Annotated in this window: 18 protein-coding genes; 10 read left to right on the top strand and 8 right to left on the bottom strand. The window is 50.6% G+C overall.

Features of this window, described 5'->3' with window-relative positions; genetic code table 11:
- Positions 1-128: 128 nt before the first annotated feature.
- From L5462_RS01965 to tusB, 6 genes are read left to right on the top strand one after another with little or no spacing between them, the layout of a single operon-like run.
- Entirely contained in the window at positions 129-521 is a 393-nt protein-coding gene (locus L5462_RS01965) for an arsenate reductase ArsC (protein ID WP_237779160.1), read from the top strand.
- Positions 522-1,169 carry a DUF166 domain-containing protein gene (locus tag L5462_RS01960; protein WP_237779159.1) on the top strand — a complete coding sequence of 216 codons (648 nt, stop codon included), beginning with the start codon at positions 522-524 and terminating at the stop codon, positions 1,167-1,169.
- Between the two features lie 57 nt (positions 1,170-1,226).
- Entirely contained in the window at positions 1,227-1,592 is a 366-nt protein-coding gene (locus L5462_RS01955) for a DsrE/DsrF/TusD sulfur relay family protein (protein WP_237779158.1), read from the top strand.
- Position 1,593: 1 nt separating this feature from the next.
- Entirely contained in the window at positions 1,594-1,950 is a 357-nt protein-coding gene (locus L5462_RS01950; protein WP_013296526.1) for a DsrE family protein, read from the top strand.
- A 9-nt stretch (positions 1,951-1,959) separates the two neighbouring features.
- Entirely contained in the window at positions 1,960-2,559 is a 600-nt protein-coding gene (locus L5462_RS01945) for a (Fe-S)-binding protein (protein ID WP_237779157.1), read from the top strand.
- Positions 2,544-2,882, top strand: a complete 339-nt coding sequence (gene tusB, locus L5462_RS01940) for a sulfurtransferase complex subunit TusB (protein WP_237779156.1) — start codon at positions 2,544-2,546, stop codon at positions 2,880-2,882. Before L5462_RS01945 ends, tusB begins: the two co-directional genes overlap by 16 nt.
- A gap of 74 nt (positions 2,883-2,956) precedes the next feature.
- On the opposite strand, the gene feoB is transcribed toward tusB, so the two are convergent.
- From feoB to L5462_RS01925, 3 genes are all read right to left on the bottom strand, one after another.
- Complete coding sequence (gene feoB, locus L5462_RS01935; RefSeq protein WP_237779155.1) at positions 2,957-4,912, bottom strand: ferrous iron transport protein B; 1,956 nt, start codon at positions 4,910-4,912, stop codon at positions 2,957-2,959.
- Between the two features lies 1 nt (position 4,913).
- A complete protein-coding gene (locus tag L5462_RS01930) occupies positions 4,914-5,144 on the bottom strand; it encodes a ferrous iron transport protein A (RefSeq protein WP_237779154.1) in 231 nt (76 codons plus the stop codon).
- Positions 5,145-5,279: 135 nt separating this feature from the next.
- A complete protein-coding gene (locus L5462_RS01925) occupies positions 5,280-9,287 on the bottom strand; it encodes a cobaltochelatase subunit CobN (protein WP_237779153.1) in 4,008 nt (1,335 codons plus the stop codon).
- A gap of 235 nt (positions 9,288-9,522) precedes the next feature.
- Between L5462_RS01925 and L5462_RS01920 the strand changes: the two genes are divergently transcribed.
- Positions 9,523-9,678 (top strand): hypothetical protein, encoded by a 156-nt coding sequence (locus tag L5462_RS01920; protein ID WP_237779152.1) that lies wholly within the window; start codon positions 9,523-9,525, stop codon positions 9,676-9,678.
- A gap of 34 nt (positions 9,679-9,712) precedes the next feature.
- Here the strand turns inward: L5462_RS01920 and L5462_RS01915 are convergent, their stop codons facing one another.
- Both L5462_RS01915 and glp read right to left on the bottom strand, forming a co-directional pair.
- A complete protein-coding gene (locus tag L5462_RS01915; RefSeq protein WP_237779151.1) occupies positions 9,713-10,870 on the bottom strand; it encodes a site-2 protease family protein in 1,158 nt (385 codons plus the stop codon).
- A gap of 74 nt (positions 10,871-10,944) precedes the next feature.
- The gene (gene glp / locus L5462_RS01910) at positions 10,945-12,159 is read right to left on the bottom strand and encodes a gephyrin-like molybdotransferase Glp (RefSeq protein ID WP_237779150.1); all 1,215 of its coding nucleotides are present in this window, start codon (positions 12,157-12,159) and stop codon (positions 10,945-10,947) included.
- A 119-nt stretch (positions 12,160-12,278) separates the two neighbouring features.
- Here glp and L5462_RS01905 point away from each other — a divergent pair, with 119 nt between their 5' ends.
- Genes L5462_RS01905 through L5462_RS01895 form a run of 3 tightly spaced genes read left to right on the top strand, consistent with a single transcriptional unit; the run spans position 12,279 to position 15,388 of the window.
- A complete protein-coding gene (locus tag L5462_RS01905) occupies positions 12,279-13,184 on the top strand; it encodes an ABC transporter ATP-binding protein (RefSeq protein ID WP_237779149.1) in 906 nt (301 codons plus the stop codon).
- Entirely contained in the window at positions 13,185-14,267 is a 1,083-nt protein-coding gene (locus L5462_RS01900) for an ABC transporter permease (RefSeq protein ID WP_237779148.1), read from the top strand.
- Positions 14,264-15,388 (top strand): ABC transporter permease, encoded by a 1,125-nt coding sequence (locus L5462_RS01895; protein WP_237779147.1) that lies wholly within the window; start codon positions 14,264-14,266, stop codon positions 15,386-15,388. The genes L5462_RS01900 and L5462_RS01895 overlap by 4 nt, the downstream gene beginning before the upstream one ends.
- Before the next feature lie 190 nt (positions 15,389-15,578).
- Here the strand turns inward: L5462_RS01895 and L5462_RS01890 are convergent, their stop codons facing one another.
- The 3 genes from L5462_RS01890 to ileS are packed head-to-tail and all read right to left on the bottom strand — an operon-like array spanning position 15,579 to position 21,432.
- Positions 15,579-16,139, bottom strand: a complete 561-nt coding sequence (locus L5462_RS01890) for a diacylglycerol/polyprenol kinase family protein (RefSeq protein WP_237779146.1) — start codon at positions 16,137-16,139, stop codon at positions 15,579-15,581.
- Between the two features lie 8 nt (positions 16,140-16,147).
- Complete coding sequence (purL, locus tag L5462_RS01885; protein ID WP_237779145.1) at positions 16,148-18,292, bottom strand: phosphoribosylformylglycinamidine synthase subunit PurL; 2,145 nt, start codon at positions 18,290-18,292, stop codon at positions 16,148-16,150.
- Positions 18,293-18,294: 2 nt separating this feature from the next.
- Positions 18,295-21,432, bottom strand: a complete 3,138-nt coding sequence (gene ileS / locus L5462_RS01880) for an isoleucine--tRNA ligase (RefSeq protein WP_237779144.1) — start codon at positions 21,430-21,432, stop codon at positions 18,295-18,297.
- Positions 21,433-21,443: the final 11 nt, after the last annotated feature.

Here is a 21,443-nt window from a genome sequence, read left to right as displayed (position 1 = left end):
CATAGGATATATGAATAGATTTCAGTGCACTGGTCTATGTCACAGAAACTGTAAAGAGGACCGCATAGGATATATGAATAGATTTCAGTGCACTGGTCTATGTCACAGAAACTGTAAAGAGGATCACCATGAAGAAGAGGGTTCTTTTCATATGCAGAAACAACTCAGGAAGATCCCAGATGGCCGAAGGTATTCTCAGAAACATGTACGGGGATCACTACCATGTCCAGAGTGCCGGAAGCCAGCCAAGGGAAATTAACCCCCTGACAGTGAGGGTCATGGAGGAGATCGGAATCGATATGAGCTCCCATAAGCCCACCAACCTAAGGGAACTCGAGGGTGAGGAGTTCGATGTTGTTGTGAGCCTCTGTGATGATGCATGCCCTGTATTCCTTGGTGGTAAGAGGTTCATACATGCAGAGTTTCCAGACCCTGCAGGTGGGGATATAACCAGATTCAGAAGGATACGTGATGAAATCTTAGACTGGATAAGGACTGAATTCAAACCGGAGGATGACTGAATGGTCAGGGTTGCAATTGTGACAGATGGCCCCTACGGTGAAAGGGCCCACAAGAACATATGCGAGGAGTTTGAAACAGATTTCATTGAACTTGAGGCCCCCACAGGCATATTCGCAGATGAAGTTGAAATACCCCATGAAAAGATTGGGCAGATAGTATCAGCGGATATCGTTATAACCTACATCCTTCACCCGGACCTCACACTTGAACTTGTGGACCGCATCCACAATGATGTGGACTGGATAATAGTGGGTGCCTGGAGGGGTGAGGGCTTCAGGAATCAGCTGCTGGGTTACGGGAATGTCACAGCACCAGAGAACATGTGCGACCTTGAGGAGAACGGGAATCCGTCCTTCGATGAATTCGTATCGAAATTTGGAAAGCCAGTGGTTGAGGTTGATGTTGAAGACGACATAGTAAAAGAGATAAGGGTCCTCAGGTGTTCACCCTGCGGTGCAACACGGTTTGTTGCAGAGGAACTTGTCGGAACTGAGGTGAAGGACCTGCCTGTCCGTGCAGGCCTTAAGATACAGCATTACCCCTGCAGAGCCGCAAAGATGAGGTTATTTGCAGATGATGAGTGCAAGAAGGAGCTGGCTGCCAGGACCCACTGTGAGGCCTTTGAGAGGGCGCTTGAAAATCAGTGAAAACTATCATTATTATTCATAATAAATTATTTATTTTATGGATGCGAAGATAGATCCATGGAGAAAAAACTGCTCACAATAGTCCTCCTGGAGGGTCCCTACCGCCACCAGTATGCAGATATAGCCTCAGAACTGGCAGAAAGCGCCATTAAAAATGGCTATGATGTTAACATATTCCTTTACATGGATGGAACACATGTACCGAAAAGGGACCAGGCCCCCCAGTCATTCCCCAATGTCGCAGAAAAATTCAGGGCCCTTGTAAGGGCCGGTGTTAATGTGATATCCTGCATAAGGTGCTCCACTGCATGGGGCTACACCTGTTCAGAGAAGCCCTACATAAAGGGTGTGGAGATAAAAAGCGTTTATGAACTGGCAGAATGGATAAAGAAAAGTCACCGTGTGATAAGTCTGGGTTGTTAAAATGAAATCCTCTCTCATAATAATAGACAGGGCCCCCTATGGATCTGAAGATGCATTCAGTGGTTTCTATGTTGTCATAGCATGTCTGAACAGTGGCCTTGACTCTGATGTTCTCCTAATGGAGGATGGGGTCTACGCTGCAGTTGCAGATCAGAAATCAGAGAGCATAGGCTACCCAAATGTGGAGGAGCTCACATACCTCATATTTCCGGAGGGGAGCATACTGGTACATGAGGGGTCCCTCAGGGAGAGGGGGCTTGTGGAGGAGGATCTTGTTGAGGCTGCAGAGATAATAAACGATGAGGAGCTCCATGAGATAATCTCTGCAAAGGGTGAAACCGCAGTTATCAGGATATGAGGTGCCGTTATGGAAATGGATGAGGTTAAAAGGGAGCTCATCCCTGATGGGCCCCTTGTAAGGGAGGTTACCCTCAAACAGGTGAAGCCATGCATTGCAAGTGAGGGGAAAATAAGGGTCCTTATGGAGCTTGACTCTGAAATCGGAGACATAATCCCCCTCCTGGCAAATATGTATCCGCCGGGTGCTGTGAATTATGTTAAGAAGAAAAACATTCTCACCCTCACAATCTACGACAGGCTCATAAGCCTCTACCCCTCAGGAAAGGTCAGCATGAACAAAAACCATGACGTGGAGGAGGCCTTTGATATCATAAGGCGGATCATGGAAAGGATAAACCAGGCACACGAGGCCTACCTGAGGGGTGTGCGTGGAAGGGACGTGGAAAGCATTGGACCACTGGATATACAGAGGTGCCTCCCTGGCAGCAACTGTGGAGAATGCGGTGAATCAACATGCATGGCCTTTGCAATGAAGCTCCTGAACGGTGAGCAGAAACTCGATAACTGCTACCCCCTCAAGGAGCCATGGATGCAGGAGAATGTCCAGTGCCTTGAGAAACTTCTTGGTGAGCAGCTCATGGAGACACTGGGGTGGAGCGGTTACTGATGGGTTCTGTGGGGTTTCTTGTAACTAAAAGTCCATCTGAACTGGGTTTCAGGACATTCCTTGACCTTGTGGGGATATGGAGGGAGGATGAACTCAGCGTATACCTCATATCAGGTGGAGTGTATGCTGCAATGAAAAAAAACAGGTATTCCCACACCATCAGAGAACTGTCAGAGACCGAGGCTGTTTTTGCAAGGAAGGAAGATCTAATGGCAAGGGGTATAACCCGTGACATGCTCATTGATGGTGTGGAAATACTTGAGGGTTTTGACAGGATAGTTGTGGATATCATGGAGAAGCACCGGATGGTCTTCACCATCTAATCTTCTGGTTTTACAGGTTTTCTTGCACCCCTTATACCTCCACGGGAGACCATGATTTCACCTCCATTCTGTGATCATAAACCAGTCAGAGTACCTGCCGTGTAGACAAGGAATGAAGCAATCCAGGCAACCAGCAGGGAATAGGCTGGGGAGAAGAGGGCCCATTTTGTACCTGCCTCCTGTTTTATTACGGCAAGTGTTGCAAGGCAGGGGGTGTAGAGCAGTATGAATACCATGAAGGAGAAGGCCTCCAGTGGCGTGAAAATCCCCTGAATGGTTGCTGCAACATCACCGGTGCCGTATACCGCCCCGAAGGTACTTATTACAAGCTCCTTTGCGGCAAAACCGAATATGATTGCAACCGCGGACTGCCAGTCCCCAAAGCCCAGTGGCTGGAAGATGGGCGTTATCATGGACCCTGTGATCCCCAGGATTGATGATGAAACGTTCCCTTCCGGGAAGTTCGAGAGGAACCATATCACCAGTGAACCTGCAAGTATGATGGTCCCAGCCCTCTTTATAAACTGAACACCCCTCATGTAGGTGTGAATGAGAAGTGCCTTAAGTCTCGGAAGCCTGTAGGGTGGAAGCTCCATGAGGAAGAGTGACCTTTCACCCTCCACGATTCTATCACCAAGTAAGCGGGCGGTCAGTATGGCCACCACTATCCCGAGAATGTAAAGTGAGAATATCACCCAGCCCCGGTAGATAACCGGGAAGAGGGCTGCTGTGAATAGCACATAGACAGGGAGCCTTGCGCTGCATGACATGAAGGGAACTGTTAGTGCTGTTATTATCCTCTCCCTCTCAGAGTCTATCGTCCTTGTGGCCATGACGGCAGGTACGCAGCATCCGAAGCCCAGCACCATGGGGATGAATGACCTTCCACTGAGGCCCCCCAGGGTGTTCATCACACGATCCATGACAAATGCCGCCCTGGCAAGGTAACCTGAATCCTCAAGGAATGACAGGAGGAAGAAAAGGATGAATATGTTGGGTATGAAGACCAGGACCGACCCTACACCACCTATCACCCCATCAGATAGAAGGGATGCAAGCAGAGAATCGCCCATGACGCCATGAACCACATCTGCAAGGTATGAAAAGGCGAAATCCAGCAGGTCTGTCAGTGGGGCCCCTGCAGTGAATGTCAGCTGAAAAATCAGCCACATCACACCAAGGAGCACAGGAAGGCCAAGGAACCTGTTGAGCGCAATTCTGTCAATAATCTCTGACCCTGTAATCCGATCCACCGGTGGCTTTCTGAGTGTACTCTCAAGGAGGGCCTCTATAAGCCCATACCGGGCATCGGATACAATGACGTCGGCCTTCACAGAGTATTCATCCTCAAGGATCCTGCGAATCCTCCTGAATTCATCATGAATTTCCTCTCCAACCATTGAGGCCACCCTCTCATCGCCCTCAAGGAGCTTTATGATGATCCATTGCGGTGGAAATTTGAGTTCGCTGCCCCTGATGAGTTCATACAGTCTGCTCAGAGATTCGTGTCTCAGGAATTCATATCCTGGGATCCGGGGTTCACCTTTATTCCATTCGATTAGCCCTTCAAGGAGCTCATCCTGCTCGTCTTCAGTTGCCTCGATCCTCACAACAGGCACGCCAAGGAGTTCCTCAAGTTTCCCATAATCCAGACTGTAACCCCTCCTCTCGGCCTCGTGGTTGAGGTTCACTGCGATGATGGTGTTAAGGCCAAACTCCATTATCTGGAGGGCCAGGTAAAGGTTTCTTTCGAGGTTGGATGCATCAACAACGTTTATCACAAGATCAGGAGGCTCCTCAAGGAGGTAATCGATCACCACCTCCTCCTCTGGAGAACCAGCTGCGAGACTGTAGGTTCCAGGGAGATCTATGACCTCAATGTCACATTCCCTGAAGTGCAGGTGTCCCTCCTTCTTTTCAACGGTTTTGCCTGGCCAGTTGCCGACATGCTGATTTAGACCTGTGAGGCTGTTGAACAGGGTGCTCTTACCCACATTGGGGTTTCCTGCAAGGGCTATCCTCAGTGACAACCTAATCTCTCCTCACCCTTATCATTGAGGCCTCCTCCCTGCGGATGGATAAGGGGTGGCCCCTGACCCTCACCTTTAGGGGGTCGCCGAGGGGTGCAACCTTTTCAAGGGTTACCCTGGACCCCCTGACGATTCCCATCACCGTGAACCTGTGCTTTATCTTACCGGTAATATCAACTGAGGTGACCGTTACCCTTTCTGATTCGGATATTCTGTCGAGTGTAGTTTCCATGACACCACCTTTTTAGGTATTCCTAAACTTTAGTTATACCTAAATCACCATCATATATAAATTTTTAGGTTTTCCTAAAATGAGTTTCATGAGGGTAAAAAAATCAGACATCAAAAAAAATAAAAAAATATGGGTTTAATTTCTTCCCTGGTAGAAGTATCCTGCTCCAAGGAGGCATACAATTCCTATGATTCCAGCAAGAGCATAAAGTGGTGTCTGGGTGCTTGCTGAACCGTTCTGACTTGAAGCAGCAACCTCATAGGCCTTACCTGACTCACCGGAAGGTTCTGACTGTGAAACCTCACTCGTATCAGATGACTCACCAGAACTGACAGCCTCACTGGGTGTGGAACCTGATCTTCCACCGGATGAACCTGATGAAGGTGCGCCGGTCTCACCAGCATCAAGACCATCGTCACCTGTCCCACCAGATGTATCAGACCCTGTATCAGATCCCGGTACATCAATGGATTTGCCTGTGGCTGCGGCCATTGCACTTGCAAACTTCCTCAGGGCAGCCTGGTTAAGGGAAGAGAGCTTCACAACCCACTCATTGAAGACGATGTTGGCACAGGTATGGTGACAGCAGACAACACCATACTCATTGACCGCCGAGATATACTCATCTGCAAGCCTCTGAAGCGTTGCTGAATCAGCCCTCCACAGGCCCCTTCTGCTGGCCTCAAGAAGCCATGCCACGGTGGAAGCATATGAGTAGGGCTGCACACTCCTGAACCTGTCCCTCACAGAGGAATCAAGGACATAGGTCTCAGCGACCCTCTGCCACATCCAGTCCTGTACAAGTTCAGGTGTGACTGCGCTCCACCCGAAGAGGTGTCCTATCTCCTTTGAGATCTGATGGCCACCTGAGAATCCCTGGCTGAGCATTCCCTCAATCCACTTTGGGTTGTAGGTCCTCGTCCTCAGTTCAGCTGCAATGAAATCTGAGAGTGTCTCAATCCTCGGGGTGAACCTTGTGTTGGCAATGTAGGATGCAATATTCTTACCTGACATTGCCCCTGCAGCCATTGTGAGCCCTCCAAGGTACTGGTAGACGTCATCGTTGTCCAGAACCCCGTAGACACTGTCCCTCACCTGCACGGTTGCATCGACATTTGATAGCTGCTTCATGAAGACCTCCTTTGCATCAATGGCGTATATGTCCTTTCCATAGATGAATCCCATGTGGTTAAGGTAGGTTTCAACAAGCTGTGACTGGTTGTTCCACTTGGCAGTGGACTCAACAACAGCAGGTATCCCTGTACCGTAACTTCCAGGGGCGCTGCCGAATATCCTTGCCCCTGCAAGTGTATCTGCCATTGGCAGGCCCCTGGCGGTGTAATTTGTGAGATCCTGAAGGTAGTGTTTTCTGAGATAGTTCTGGTTCACCGGTTCATCCAGTTTCATCACAAGCCTTATTGCCTCGTCCATCCTGTCTATGCTGTAGGCGAAGGTATCCCTGAAGAGCCCGCTGATGGTTACAAGGACGTCGATCCTTGGCCTTCCCAGGGTTGCAAGGGGGGTCACGTTGATCCCTGTGAATCTCCCTGACTTATCCCATACCGGTTCAGCACCTATCAGTCTCAGCACCATGGCTATTATCTGTCCGTTGGTCCTCATGGTTTCAATGGCCCAGAGAACAACCCCCACGGTTTCAGGGTACCTGCCGTTCTTTGCAAGGTAATCTGCTATGAGATCATCGGCCATCTTCTTACCGATCTCCCATGCAGCCCTATCCGGTGCCAGTCTGGGGTCAAAGGAGTAGGAGTTTTTACCAGTCGGCAGGAGATCGGGTATCCTGATGGGGTCGGCGCCCCTTCCCGGCTCAACGAATCTGCCCTCAAGGGCCCTCAGAAGATTGCTGATCTCACAGTCACTGGCCAGTTTCTCCCTTATGGCGTTCCTGAACTCTGTGGTGTTTCGTGTAGCCGGGTAAAAGCTCACAATGGCCTCAACCATTGCATCGAGCAGCTGGCCGCTCAGTGGTTCTCCGAATACATGCAGACCGTAGGGTATCAGTGTTGCTGAGAGTTCATCGAGTCTGTGTTCGATCCTGTCAAGTGCCTCCTCAAAGGATGCATTGAGGTCAAGGTTCAGCTCCCTGTGAAGGTCCAGCTTCAACGTGAGGTTCTTTATCTCCTCTGCAATTATCAGTTTCCTCTGGGGATCCTCTGCTGAGTGGTAGCTGTTGATCTTGTGCTGGAGTTCAGCCAGGTCTCCGTAGAGTTCACCCACAACCATCGGTGGAATGTTGTGGTTGATGAGCACCGCATATCCCCTCCTCTTGGCCTGTGTTCCCTCACCGGGGTTGTTGACTATGTAGGGGTAGATGTGGGGAAGGTCACCTATCATGACGTCTGGCCAGTCAAGTGAGGAGAGTCCAACGGATTTTCCTGGCAGCCACTCAAGGGTTCCGTGTGTTCCCAGGTGTATAACTGCATTGAAGTTCTTCTGAAGCCACAGGTAGAATGCCAGGTACTGGTGGTGGGGTGGGAGCGTGGTTGAGTGTATGAGGTCAGCTGCATCCTCGCCAAAACCGCGCATTGGCTGTGGTCCAAGGAATACGTTTCCAAGCATCACACCGGGTATCACGATGCTGCCATTGTATACCATCACGTTCCCTGGTGCTGGCCCCCAGGTTGCTGTTATGTTGTTTCTCAGGGCCTCAGGAAGGAGGCTGAACCAGGCAAGATATTCTGATACTGGTATGGTCACTGCACCCGCCTTCACAACCTTTGCAAGCTCCCCTGGGGCCCATGACCCCACATTGAGGCCCGGTCCAAGGAGTATGTTGATTACCTCTGCAGTTGACTTTTCATCCACCCTGTAGCCCGCTGACTTCAGGGCCCCCAGTATCGTGCTTATGCTCTCTGGCACGTTGAGGTAGCTGGCACTGATACCATCCTTACCACCCCCTATGTTGTAGTAGATGAGGGCTATCTTCTTCTCTGCGTTTGAAAGTTCCCTCAGTTTCACCCAGTTGATCATCCTCTCTGTGAGCCTCTCTATCCTGTCGGGTATGGGTACGTAGTAGGTGTACCTCAAGCCTGTCTCCGGGTCAACCATCTCAACGCCGCCACCGATCATGATGGGCTCTATTCTCCCATCAATCTCTGGGAGGGCTATCTGCCAGTAGACCTCGGATGAGAGTCCTGATATGCTCTCGTTCCATGTTTTGAGGTTTGATGCATATACCGCTGAGAGTGCGGGTACATCAAGTTCCCTCAGTATGCTTGTGGAGTTCACCGGATCCCCGTTGTAGAGGTTGAATCCCATACAGGTTATGAGACCGCTTATTCTTGGTGTTCTGTTGCCATCCAGAAAGAACTTCTCTATGACATTCCTCTTTGTTGGTGTGTCCGCTGCAAATCCGAGCATCACATTGTAGCCCTTGCGCTCGAGGCTCTCAACTATCGCGGTGTGCATCCTCATGTCGCTTCCACGGTAGTAGGTGTCAAAGGTCAGGATCCCTATCCACGGCTTTCCCGGCTTGTAGTGTCCGCTCTGCACATACCATGAATTGTACTGGTCCCAGCTGGTGAACTGCTGTGCTGAGTCAGGATGGTAGACAAATGACTTTATGGCTGGAATTGCTGTGAGGTTCTCCCCTGGCCTGAGCTTCATCCCCGCATCCCGCAGGAGGAGAAGCATCATCCTCCTGAAATTTTCAGGGCCTCCCTGGTCCCATATATTCTTAACAGTTGCATTGTCCTCGCCTATACTGGGGTGGTTCTTGAAGGTGTTCCCTGTTCCTATGGCTATGATTCTTTTTGCTGATGTGACGTTGAGGATCTGGTTGACCTTTGCAACCGTGTTTGGACTGCTTATCATCTGTATAAGTATCACGTCGGCCCTTCTGCCGGCCTCAATGGCTGCTGCATCGATCTGCGGCTCGTTTCTCAGGAGTTCATCATTGGTGAACATTGAGAGGTTGAATCTGTAGCCGTTCTGGCCTGCCAGTTTATACCCCTCCACTATCGCCTTTGTACTGGATGTTGACCCGGTAAGTATCAGAAGGTTGTAGTGGGATGAGTTCTCTGCAATAACGTCTCCCGTGGTGTTGTTGCTGTTATCCGCTGCTGAAACACCTCCTGTAAACATGAGTGCAATGATTAGAATTAATGGAATCACTGATCTTCTCATATTTTCACCTCCATTTAATTTTATTTTAAATCAAATATTGTTGAATTAAGATTTATATAAAATTTGCTTTAATAAAAATAAAAATTATTTTAATATGGTTTGTATCAATTATAATACCTGGCCCCCACCAATGGCTCAGAAAAGACAGCTATCCCCTCTGCAAACTCATGATCAAAGAGGGCCTGATGGTGTGCTTTACAAAAATAATATCATATCAGACGCTAAATCAGATCACATGAAGAAAAAGAAGAAGATGGTGGGTGTGAGGTGCCAGTGCCATGAACCCCCTGCCAGGGAGAGCGGCATGAGGACAGTTATGTGTCCCCGCTGCGGTAAGATCTACAGGACCGATAAGGAAGACGATGTCTGCTTCAGCTGCCAGAGGCGCTGATCAGAACATCGGTAGACAGTATCTATCTCAGCTATCAGAACATCATCAGAATGCCGCGTCCTGTGCCCCATATTATACTCACCGCTATGATAAGTATAACAAATATGGAGACATAGCTGACCGCCGGTTTAACAATCCTCTCCGGTAACCTGTAGCGCAGGAGCTCCTCAAACATAAGTCCACCATCAAGGGGCTTGGCAGGTAGAAGGTTCACCGTGCCCACTGCAAAGTTCAGGAAGAATATCCAGAAGAAGAGCTCCTCCAGGTATGTGAGGGCAAATGGTAGGGTGCCACCAAAGACCGATGCCACTGACCCCCTCACCTGCAGGTGGTTGCTGGTCCGGATACCCATGTAGGCCCTGCTTGAGTTGTTGGGGTTTCTGCCTGTCTTAAGCCTGAAGGTCCCCTGATCCGTGTCTATTGTGATAACCTCACCCACCCGTATCCTCTTAAGGGCCATTCCATATGTGGTGAGGTTTGTGGTTGGCATTCCATTTATGCTCTCAATAACCAGACCCGGTTTGAGGACCTCACTTGCAGGGCTTCCAGGAACCACGCTATCTATCTGAACACCATCGGCCTGGAAGGCTGCGGGCATGGCATATGCTGAAATACCAAAGAAGAGTGCAAAGCATATACCTGCAAGTATGAGGTTTGCCACTGATCCAGCGGCATATATCCTCAGCTTTGATATGGGGCTCACCTTCTTGATATCATCCTCGTCAGGTTCAACGAAAGCACCCGGAAGTATTGCCAGAAGAAGGAGGCCAATGGATTTTATGCGGACCCCCTCAACCCTTGCAAGTATCCCATGGGCGAATTCATGCACCACTATGACCGTGGCAAGGCCCAGTATACCGTAACCCAGAGGCACGTAAACCGGTGCCCCTGGTATGTCAACACCCGGCACGATGAGTGACGCCTGTGGGGTCACGAATATGCTCTGAAGGGACATCACCATGAGGTAGAGCATGTAGAACATGAAGAAGAACGCCACAGGGATGCCCGCGTTCAGTATCCACCTCCAGAGTCTTGGATGGCCCGATGCGATGCTGTCAATGAATCCCCTCATCCTCCTTGTTCTCCTCAGGAGGAGGGGTCCCTGTATCTCAACCTTTAGTCTGTCCCTGAAAAGAACAGCGAGTGTCCATATCAGGATAAATGCGATGACGTAAAACCAAAGTGCATTCATATTACATAACACCTGTTTTAATGGTTGTTGAAGCGATCATATAAAATCTCCCATTCATATGTGCTGGCACGGTTTCAGAGTGTCATTGAATCAAAGAGGAGGACCTCACACTCCTCATCTTCAGCTATGCCCTCAAGGTTCTCATCTATTACTATGTAGGCATTTGACTCCACCATTGACCTTATTATACCTGAACCTCTGCTCTGGACAGGTTTAACTGTTACGTTGTCTGCATTTGACCGCAGGTACTCTGTCCTTCCAGGGCCAGATGCAACCTTGCCAAGACACCGCCTCTTCACTGTTCTGTGCCTGTAATCCAGGTGCTGCATTCTGAGAAGATAGTACCTTGCAAGGACATCGAACTGCACCATGGCAGCGACAGGATAACCTGAAAGCATGAATATTGGTTTACCCTCAACCATTCCAAACGCTACAGGTTTTCCTGGCCTCATTGCCACCCCATGAAAGAGTACGTCGCCAAGACTGTCCACAGCATCCACAACCACATCCCCCCGGCTCACCGCTGTTCCGCCGGTTGTTATGACCATGTCATGTTCCTTCACTGCCCCTCTGATTTCATCCACTATGATATCCATGTCGTCGGGGGCGTGGCTAACCTCTGCCTCTCCACCTGCACTCTCAACAAGGGCCCTGAGGGTGTAGAGGTTTGAGTTGGGTATCTTGCCTGGTTCAAGGTCTGCTGAAGGCTCCATGAGCTCATTACCTGTTATTATCACCTTTACTGATGGCTTTTTGTACACCCTCAGCTGGCTGTAACCTGCGGATGCCGCCATGGCAATTTCTGCAGGTCTGAGGAGGGTTCCTTTAGTCAGGACGGTATCCCCTGCCCTGAAATCCTCACCTGCCGGTGCCACGTTCTCTCCAGGGAACACAGGTCTTACAACACTGATCTCAGACCCTGAACTGACAGTGTACTCCTCCATGACCACAGCGTCTGCCCCGTCGGGTATGGGGGCTCCTGTTGCGATTTTAACAGCCTCACCCCTACCCACATCCACATCCGAGACATCCCCGGCCCCTATGGAATCTGTGACAGCGAATATTGATGGATTCTCAGGTGACGAACCGAATGTATCCTCGGCCCTCACCGCGTATCCGTCCATCGCTGACCTGTCAAAGGGTGGGGAGTCAAATCTGGCCCTCAAATCCTCTCCAAGAACCCTTTTATGGGCATATAGCAGATTCAGGGTTTCAGTTTCAGTTAATATCTGATTTTCATCAAGAATCCTGAATGCATCCCTCAGTGGTATGAGTTCTGATAGAAACATGTGACCATCACCGCTTAAGTACTGTCCTATATAATATAAGGTACTGCCCTATACTATTATAATATAAAGGGGGATATAAATTCCCAGCTGGAAAAAAATCTTTGATTCGTGGAGGTTTCATGATAGAGGTGGACTCTGTCTCTAAAAGCTTTGGAAGAATCAGGGCCCTTGATAACCTCAGCTTCACTGTGAGGGAAGGGGAACTCATGGGCATAATCGGTCATAACGGTGCCGGTAAGACCACCGCGATACGCATAATAGCAGGGATACTGCACCCTGACTCTGGCACAGTCCATGTGGGTGGATATGATGTTACCAGGGATCCCCTCAGGGTTAAAGCAATGATAGGCTACCTTCCAGAGGAACCCAACCTCTATGAGCGTTTCAGGGCGGCGGATCTCCTGAGGTACTTCGGTGAACTCTATGGTGTCCCCCGGGATGTGCTGGATGACAGGATATATGAGTTACTTGAACTCGTGGGTATGAGTGAACGTGCAGAGGACCCCATAAACACATTCTCCAAGGGCATGCGGCAGAGGATAGGAATAGCAAGGGCCCTCATACATGACCCTCCAATCATAATATTCGACGAACCCACCATGGGGCTTGATCCGGCAACAGCATTCTCAATAAGGGAATTCATAAGGGAGCTCAAGGGATCAAGGACCATGATACTCTGCACCCACTACATGGAGGAGGCCGACTACCTCTGTGACAGGGTCGCCATAATAAACAGGGGGCGCATACTAGACATTGGAACCCCGGATGAACTCAAATCCAGGGTCCAGGGGGACCTTATACTTGAAGTTAAGGTCTCAGAGCCCTCACTGGTCAGCAGAGAATCTCTTATGGAGATAAGTGGTGTTAAATCCGTTGTAATTGATGGTAAAATTATCAGGTTCTCCCTTGGTAGCCGTGAATCCATGAAAGAGGTTATAGAGAATATCCCTGGAACTGTCTTCAGTGTGAACACCCGGGAGGCAACACTCAACGACGTATTCATACAGAGCCTGAAGGGGGCCTAGATGAATCTCCTAACAGTTACAAAATGGGAACTCAGGGGAACATTCAGGAGCCGTAAATTCCTCTTCATATTCATATTCCAGATACTGGTACTTTCACTCACCATATTCATGTTCAGTGGCTTCATTGAGATGATCGGTGAGGGAAGCACTTTCACCCCCTCCCTCAGGGGTTTTGCAGAGCTCAGTGTCACCGACCCCTCAGGTATCATCTCCGGGCAGCTAAACCCTGACGTCCTCTATATACATGGGGGTGCACCCTCCAGGCTCCTTGTCGATAACTTCACCGGCATCCCCCTGAATGCAACACTCTACCTTGACTATTCTGATCCAAGAAGGACCGTTGTAAGGGACGAGGTGGAAGCCGCTGTTGAAAGGGCATCCACCGTGATAACCAGTGACCTCATTGAAACCCAGACCCCGAGACCTGAGGTCCGCGAGGAGACACGGGGTGAGGCCCTTCCACTTCAGCTTGTGAGGCGGGTTATGGTTTCAATTCTCCTCTTTCTCCCGGTTTTCCTGTTCGGGAACCTTGTGGTGGACAGTATTGTGGGTGAAAAGGAGAGGAAAACAGGTGAAGCCCTCATCGCAATGCCCATAAGGCGCTCTGAGATCATCATCGGGAAGTGCCTCTCTGTTACTGCCACGGTGGCGCTGCAGGTGGGTGTGTGGATGATCCTGATAATGGCGGCCGGTTTCCAGATAAGCAACCCGACAGGTGCATATGTCACCGTTGTGCTCTCATCAACACCCATCATCGGGCTCACGGCACTCATATCTGTTTATGCAAAGAACTACCGTGAGGCCGGGATAGGTATAACCTTTGCCTACATAATCGCAGCAGCATACCTGATTGTGCCTGCCCTCGCCTACATGGCAGGTTCCTCAGGGTCCCTCTCACCCATGACCCTCACCATAAAGCTGATATCCGGGGTTAACCTGAATGCAGCTGACCTCATACCACCCGTGGTCTCAGTCCTTTTACTTAACATCCTCTTCTATGGCCTTGCAGTGAGATTATTCAGCAGGGATGATGTGGTTTTTGGTCCAAGGCCTGGTATTTTAAGGTTGATGGTGAGACCATGAAATTGAAGGCCCTTACAGTTAAGGAGGCGCGGGACATATTCTCAAACAGGATCTACATGCTGCTTGTCCTGGTGCAGGTCATAATAATACTGGGTGCCTATGGACTTGCAGTTGTAAGTTCCGTTGCAGCAGATCCAGAGCTCATTGGGGAGTGGGGTGGTTCCAGGTTCCTCAAGGTGGGTGTTGTGGGAGACGAAAGTCTGCTCATTGAGGGCCTTGAAAGGGAGGGTCTCAGTGTCAGGAAATTCCCGGATCTTGCTGATGCCAGGAAAAGTCTTGGTTCTGGGGTGGTTGCCATTGTCTACACCGGCGGTGGGGATGTCCGTATCGAAGCAGACACCGGCAGTGCATTCTACACCATCATGAGCGAAAGGCTTCAGCGTGCTGCCTCATGGTACGCGGAGCAGAAACAGTTCAGGGAGGCGGGTATTCCAGCATCCACAGTTAAAGCCCTGGAGAATCCTGTTAAACTGAAAATTGTCGCCATCAACAGGGAAAGGTATGCTCCCCTTGCAGTTGAAAGCTCCTACTTTGTGGAGATAATGTACGGGTTCATAATACCCTTCGTGGTTTTCCTCCCATTCTTCCTTGGGAGTAACATTGTAACCGACAGTGTTGTTGGCGAGAAGGAAAGAAAAACCTTCGAGGTCCTCCTGATGGTCCCCCTATCCGAGACCAGCATCATTCTTGGTAAGATAACCCCTGCGCTCATTTTTTCGTTCGTTCAGAGCCTCCTGTGGCTCGGAATAATAATACTCCTTGGGGTGCCGGTTTACAACATCCCCCTGCTGTCCATCATAATGTTCCTCACGGGTCTGGGGTTCACAGGGACCGGCCTATTCATATCCATCCTTGCAGACAGCACAAAGGAGGCCAACTCTGCCATCACGGTGGTGCTCTTCTTTGCAACATTCCTGCTCTTCGTGCCCCTCTTCATGGATATGGATACCCTCAACCCAATAATACGCTTCATACCCAGCATCATAATGGTCAAACTCTCATCGAGCCCATATATCAACCCTGGTCTCATCTATGACATGTTACCGTCGGCCTTTTTATCTGTAATCCTCTTTGCGGCTTCAGTTGTCTCATTCAGGAGGGAAGGAGTTATAAGACTCTGACCCCTCACAAAAACCAATTTTCTGTCTCATCAGATGATAAGACTCTGACCGTTACCATCCACCCGACTACAATGCCCCTACTGAGTTGTCTCAAGTAAAGACGCTGACAAGGATCCTTTTTTAAAGGGGTGATGCAGGGATCAGTTGTCTCATCAGGTGAAAAGACTCTGATTCCTCATAAAAAATCTGTTCAGTGGACGAGGAGCAGCATCACAGCCCCGGCACCGATGGGAATGGTTATGTTATCCTCAACCGGGGTGTAGGCCTCCACCAGCATACCCGCAATAGCACCTGCGAGTGCTGTTATGGGGTCAAGGAAAAAGAGGGCCCCCAGGAACCCTGCGAAAAGGAAGGCCGCTGAACCCTCAATGCTCTTATCAGGATTAAAGGGGAGGGGATGTGAACCATACTCCCTGCCGATGATTGTGGAGAGTGAGTCACCCAGGGTGAGTATTATAACTGAGGCACTGGCCACTGGAATGTTAAAGCCAAAGAGGGCATATGTGAGGGCCATTCCCAGAAAGTAGTAGATGAAGCCCCTCTCGGTATCATCCCTCCGGCAGCTCCTCAGAACATAGGAGAAGAAGGGGAGGGTGAACCTCCTGTCAAGCTGAAATATCAACTCACCCAGGAGTGCTGCTGTGAGGGAGAGGGTCACCATGGGGAGGGTGCCAAGGTAGCCTGCAAGGATCACGAACACGATGCCTGCTGCATGTATGATCTGCCTGAAGAACTCCCTCCGGTACCTCAAAAAAACACCTATGTGGACATGTATGCCTCAATAACCCCATGGTAGGCATCATAAAGTTCAGATACATCCATTGCCACATCATCAAATTTGAGGGCGCCGCCGCCAGTAATTCCTATGACAGCACACGGCACTTCAATTTCCTGGATTATCTCATCCACGGATCCTTTTACGGCTATGATGTACCTTCCATTTGATTCAGAGAATAGGGCCTCATGGATGTTACTGAAGCTTCCAGGGATCTTCCCTGTGTCTATGGTTGCCCCGATACCTGACTTTATGGCCATCTCAGCAACTGCAACCCCTATACCACCTGCTGAACAGTCATGTATTGCTGTTACCTCATCACCGAATCTCTCAATTATCTTCCTGACTGAGTTTGCAGCGTCAAATTCCGCCCTGAGATCTGTTTCAGGGGGTTTACCATCAACAATGCCATGAACTGTCCTGAGGTACTCTGAAGCGCCCAGTTCAGGTTTTGTATCCCCGATGACGATTATCTTCTCGCCCTCGGCCTTGAAGTCCATTGTTTTTATGTTGTCAAGTGGGAGCGTCCCTGCCACTCCAACCACAGGGGAGGGGTTCACCGTGACCCCCTCGGTTTCATTGTAGAAGCTCACATTACCGCTTATTACTGGCGTGCCGAAGGTCTCTGCCATGTCAGCCATTCCCCTCACGCATTCCCTGAACTGCCAGAAAACCTCCGGTTTCTCCGGGTTGCCGAAGTTGAGGCAGTCAACTATGCAGAGTGGCCAGGCCCCCATTGAAACAACGTTCCTTATCGCCTCCCCCACGGAGGCTGCGCCGCCACCGTATGGGTCCAGCCTTGTGTGGATGCTGTTGCAGTCAACGGTTAGTGCAACACCCGTCTCATCGTCGACCCTGAGGACCGCCGCATCATCGCCAGGCTTCACAACGGTCCTTATCTGAACCTCATGGTCATACTGGCGGTAAACCCACCTCTTGCTTGCAATGTTGGGTGATGAGAGTAGTTTAAGGAGCGCCTCAGTGAGAGGGGGGTGCTGGACCTTCACCTGCCCCTCAGGTAGATCAGGTTTTTTTGCTTCCCTTTCAATCACCGGGGGATCGGCAAGGAGCTTTGCTGGCAGGTCCGCTATAACATTCCCTTCGCTTTCAACGATCATCCTGCCGGTATCTGTAACCTCACCTATGACCGCAGCCGGGAGCTCATATTTCCTGCAGATCTCCATTGCCTCATCAACCCTGTCAGGGCTGAGCACGAATATCATTCTCTCCTGTGACTCTGAGAGCATTATCTCATAGGGTGTCATTCCCTCCTCCCTCAGGGGTATGGCCTCCAGGTTGACCCTTGCACCGTTATCACACTTGGCCACGAGTTCAGAGATGCAGCATGTTAAACCCCCGCCCCCGAGGTCCTTCACACCTGAAACCTCTATTTTCTCCATTATCTCAAAGCTTGCCTCCATCACCATCTTCTTGGTGAATGGGTCGCCAACCTGAACCGCCGGCCGGTCCTCCAGTTCAGATGAACTGGTGAGTTCCTCAGAGGCGAAGGTTACACCATGGATCCCATCCCTGCCTGTTCTGCCCCCCATGAGGAGGAATACGTCACCTACCCTTGGTGCTATCCCCCTTTTTATATCATCCCTGCGCACAAGGCCTGCGCACATAACATTCACGAGGGGGTTCAGCTGGAAGTTATCATCAAATTCAACCTCACCTGCGACGGTTGGAACCCCCACACGGTTCCCGTAATCCGATATACCCTTAACCACGTGCTCAAAGAGGTACCTTGATTTCTGGTCCTCCAGGTACCCGAATCTGAGGGAGTCAAGGAGGGCTATGGGCATGGCACCCATTGAGATTATATCCCTCAGAATCCCGCCTATACCTGTACCTGCCCCCCCATAGGGTTCTATCGCGGAGGGATGGTTGTGGCTCTCAATCCCAATGGCCATGGCCAGCTCATCGGTGACCTCAACCACACCGGCGTCATCACCGGGGCCTATGATTACTCCTTCACCCTCGGTTGGGAAGAGTCCAAGGACCGGGCGGCTGCTCTTGTATGAGCAGTGCTCAGAGAACATCACATCCAGCATCCCGTATTCAAGGGGATTCGGATCCCTCCCAAGTTCTTTCCTTATGAATTCAATCTCCGAATCTGTTAAAACCATTTTCACACCTTATCTGAAGGTTTTATGGATATTATAAGGTTTTCATCTGATATCTTCCATTCCTTGGTGTACTCGAGTTCAGTGTAATCAAAGGAGAGCTGGCTGGCCCTGACCTCATTCTCCACAAATTCCCTCTGGGACTCTGTGAGTTCCCTGAATTCAGGGCTGCATTTCACTGAAACCTCTATCCTGGCCTCAACATCCAGGTCAAGGTCCTTCCTCATATCCTGGATCCTCCTTACAAGTTCGCGGGCCATTGCCTCGCTCATTATCTCAGGTGTGAGTTCCGTATCAACGAATACGCTTCCACCCTCGAACTGTGCATTCACGATGTTCTCAGGTAGTTCTGTCTCAAATATTATGTCATCGGGTTCCAGGACGATTATTCTGCCGTCCAGTTCAACCCTGAAGGTACCCTCTGACTCCAGTGCAGCTTTAACCTCAGCGCCATCCGCCTCCTCAAGTTTTCTCATGACAGGTGGCATGTCCTGCCTGAGCCTTGGACCCAGGGTTGCGGGGTTTGGTTTGGCTATTATTCTCATGTCAGGGAATTCCGTTGAAGTCCTGATGGACTTGGCATTGGCCTGTTCAGCTATGACAGCCTTGAGGGACTCTGCAGCCGCCAGGACCCCCTCATCCTCTGATACCACAGCTATCTCCCTTACAGGCCATCTCAGCTTGTACCTTGCAGTGTCCCTTGCCCTTGCACATGCCTCTATTATCTCGCGGACGATGTCCATCTCTGCCTCGAGTTTGCCGTCCACAGCATCCTCACTCACCATCCAGTCCAGCATGTGTATGCTCTCGGGTGAGTCGGGTTCAGCCCCCCTCACAAGGTTCTGGTAGATGTCCTCGCATATGTGGGGTGCTATGGGTGAGAGTGTCACTATGAGTGTCTTGATGGCTGTGTAGAGGCTGTGGTAGGCTGCCAGCTTGTCTGGGTCGTCCCTCTCTATCCATGTGCGGCTCCTTATGAGCCTTATGTACCAGCGGCTGAGGTCCTCCACTATGAAGTCGTGAATTTCACGGGTTGCCCTGTGGAAGTGGAGGTTATCCAGGGCCTCTGTCACCTTCAGGGCCACAGAGTTAACCCTTGAGATTATCCATCGATCCTCATCCCTGAAGTGGAGGTCCTCCAGTTCATGGTCACCTGGCTGGAACCTGTCAAGGGACATGTAGGTTGTCGCGAAGACGTAGACATTCCAGAGTATGTTGAACATCTTGTTAACATTCCTGAGTTCTTCCCAGACGAATTTAAGGTCCTCCCATGGCTTGTTGGCCCATAGAAGGTAGAACCTAAGGACGTCTGCCCCGTACTTCTCTATGACATCCTCAGGTTCAACCACATTCCCCAGGGACTTGCTCATCTTCCTGCCCTCTTCATCAAGGGTGAATCCGTGCATGAGCACCCTCCGGTAGGGTGTCTCATCAAGTGCTATCACACCACAGCCAAGCTGTGAGTAGAACCAGCCCCTGGTCTGGTCATGTCCCTCGGTTATGAAGTCGTAGGGGAACCATTCACTGAAGAGTTCCTTCTCTCTGGGGTAGTGTAGGGCTGCCCACCCTGCTACCCCTGAGTCTATCCAGACGTCCAGGACATCGGGTGTCCTCTTCATGTCACCCCCGCATCTGCCACACTCAAGTATTATCCTGTCCACGTGGGGCCTGTGGATGAAGTCGCCCTCCAGCTGGCCCTCAACAGCCAGCTCCCTGAGCTCCTCTATTGATCCAACCACGTGTATGCTGTCACAGTCCTCGCAGACCCATATGGGGATGGGTATTCCCCAGTAACGCTGCCTTGAGATGGTCCAGTCCCTTGCATTCTCTATCCAGTTCCTGAACCTGCTCTCCCCTGCCCATGATGGGATCCACTGTACCCTGTCGAGTTCACTGAGCATTTTATCCTTTATCTCTGTTATTTTGAGGAACCACTGCTCTGTGGCAAGGTAGATTATGGGTGTCTTGCATCTCCAGCAGAACCCGTACCTGTGACTGATGGTCTCTGCCCTCAGGAGGAGGTTCCTTGATCTGAGGTCATCTATTATGTCAGAATCAGCGTCTTTAACAAAGAGTCCCCTGTATTTTCCTGCCTCCTCAGTGAAGACTCCTGCCTCATCCACAGGGCAGAAGACAGGGAGGCCATATTCTTTACCTATCTCAAAGTCCTCTGGACCGTGACCCGGGGCTGTGTGCACGCACCCTGTACCCTCTGTGAGTGTCACATGGTCCCCCAGGATGACCCTGTGCTCCATGTCCCTGTGGCATGGCACCTCCTCATCCAGGGGGTGCCTGTAGGTGAGGCCCTCAAGTTCAGATCCCCTGACGGTCTTTATTATCTCTGCTTCCTCGCCGAGGACCTTCTCAACGAGTGCCTCTGCCATTATGTAGGTTTCCCCATCCAGGCGGGCGTGGGCATAGTCAAAGTCAGGGTGGACCGCAACGGCCATGTTTGCAGGGAGGGTCCAGGGGGTTGTTGTCCATACCAGTATATATGTGTCCCCTGAAACCGGGAACTTCACGTAGATTGAGGGGTCCTCCTTCTCATGGTAGTCTATCTCTGCAAGTGCCAGGGCCGTTTCACAGCGTGGACACCACGTTATCACCCGTAGATCCCTTAAAAGGAGGTTCTTCTCATGGGCCCTCTTCAGGGTCCACCAGCATGATTCCATGTAGGCCGGGTCGAAGGTCACGTAGGGGTCATCCCAGTCCATCCAGACCCCAAGGCGCTGGAACTGGGATGTCATCACAGCCTTGTTTTCAACCGCGAATTCCCTGCACTTCCTGACAAATTCCTCTATACCGATCTTATCCTCGATGTCCTTCTTGCTCCCGACACCCAGGATCCCCTCAACCTTGTGTTCTATTGGAAGGCCATGGGTGTCCCATCCAGGCTGCCTCCTGACATTGAAACCCCTCATTGACTTGAAGCGGAGGTATGAGTCCTTCATTACCTTGTTCCATGCTGTTCCAAGGTGAATCCTTCCGCTACAGTAGGGTGGACCGTCCAGGAATGAGTACCTTGGACCATTCTCCCTCAGTTCCTTCACGCGTTCATAGATATCCCTTTCTTCCCAGAAACTCTGAACCTTTTCCTCTATCACATGGGGCTTGTAGGATTTTTCGGCTTCCTGGATTGGCATGAATTTCTCCC

It is taken from the genome of Methanothermobacter sp. K4, assembly GCF_022014235.1.
Taxonomy (GTDB): Archaea; Methanobacteriota; Methanobacteria; order Methanobacteriales; family Methanothermobacteraceae; genus Methanothermobacter.
This window is presented reverse-complemented; position numbering and strand designations above follow the sequence as displayed.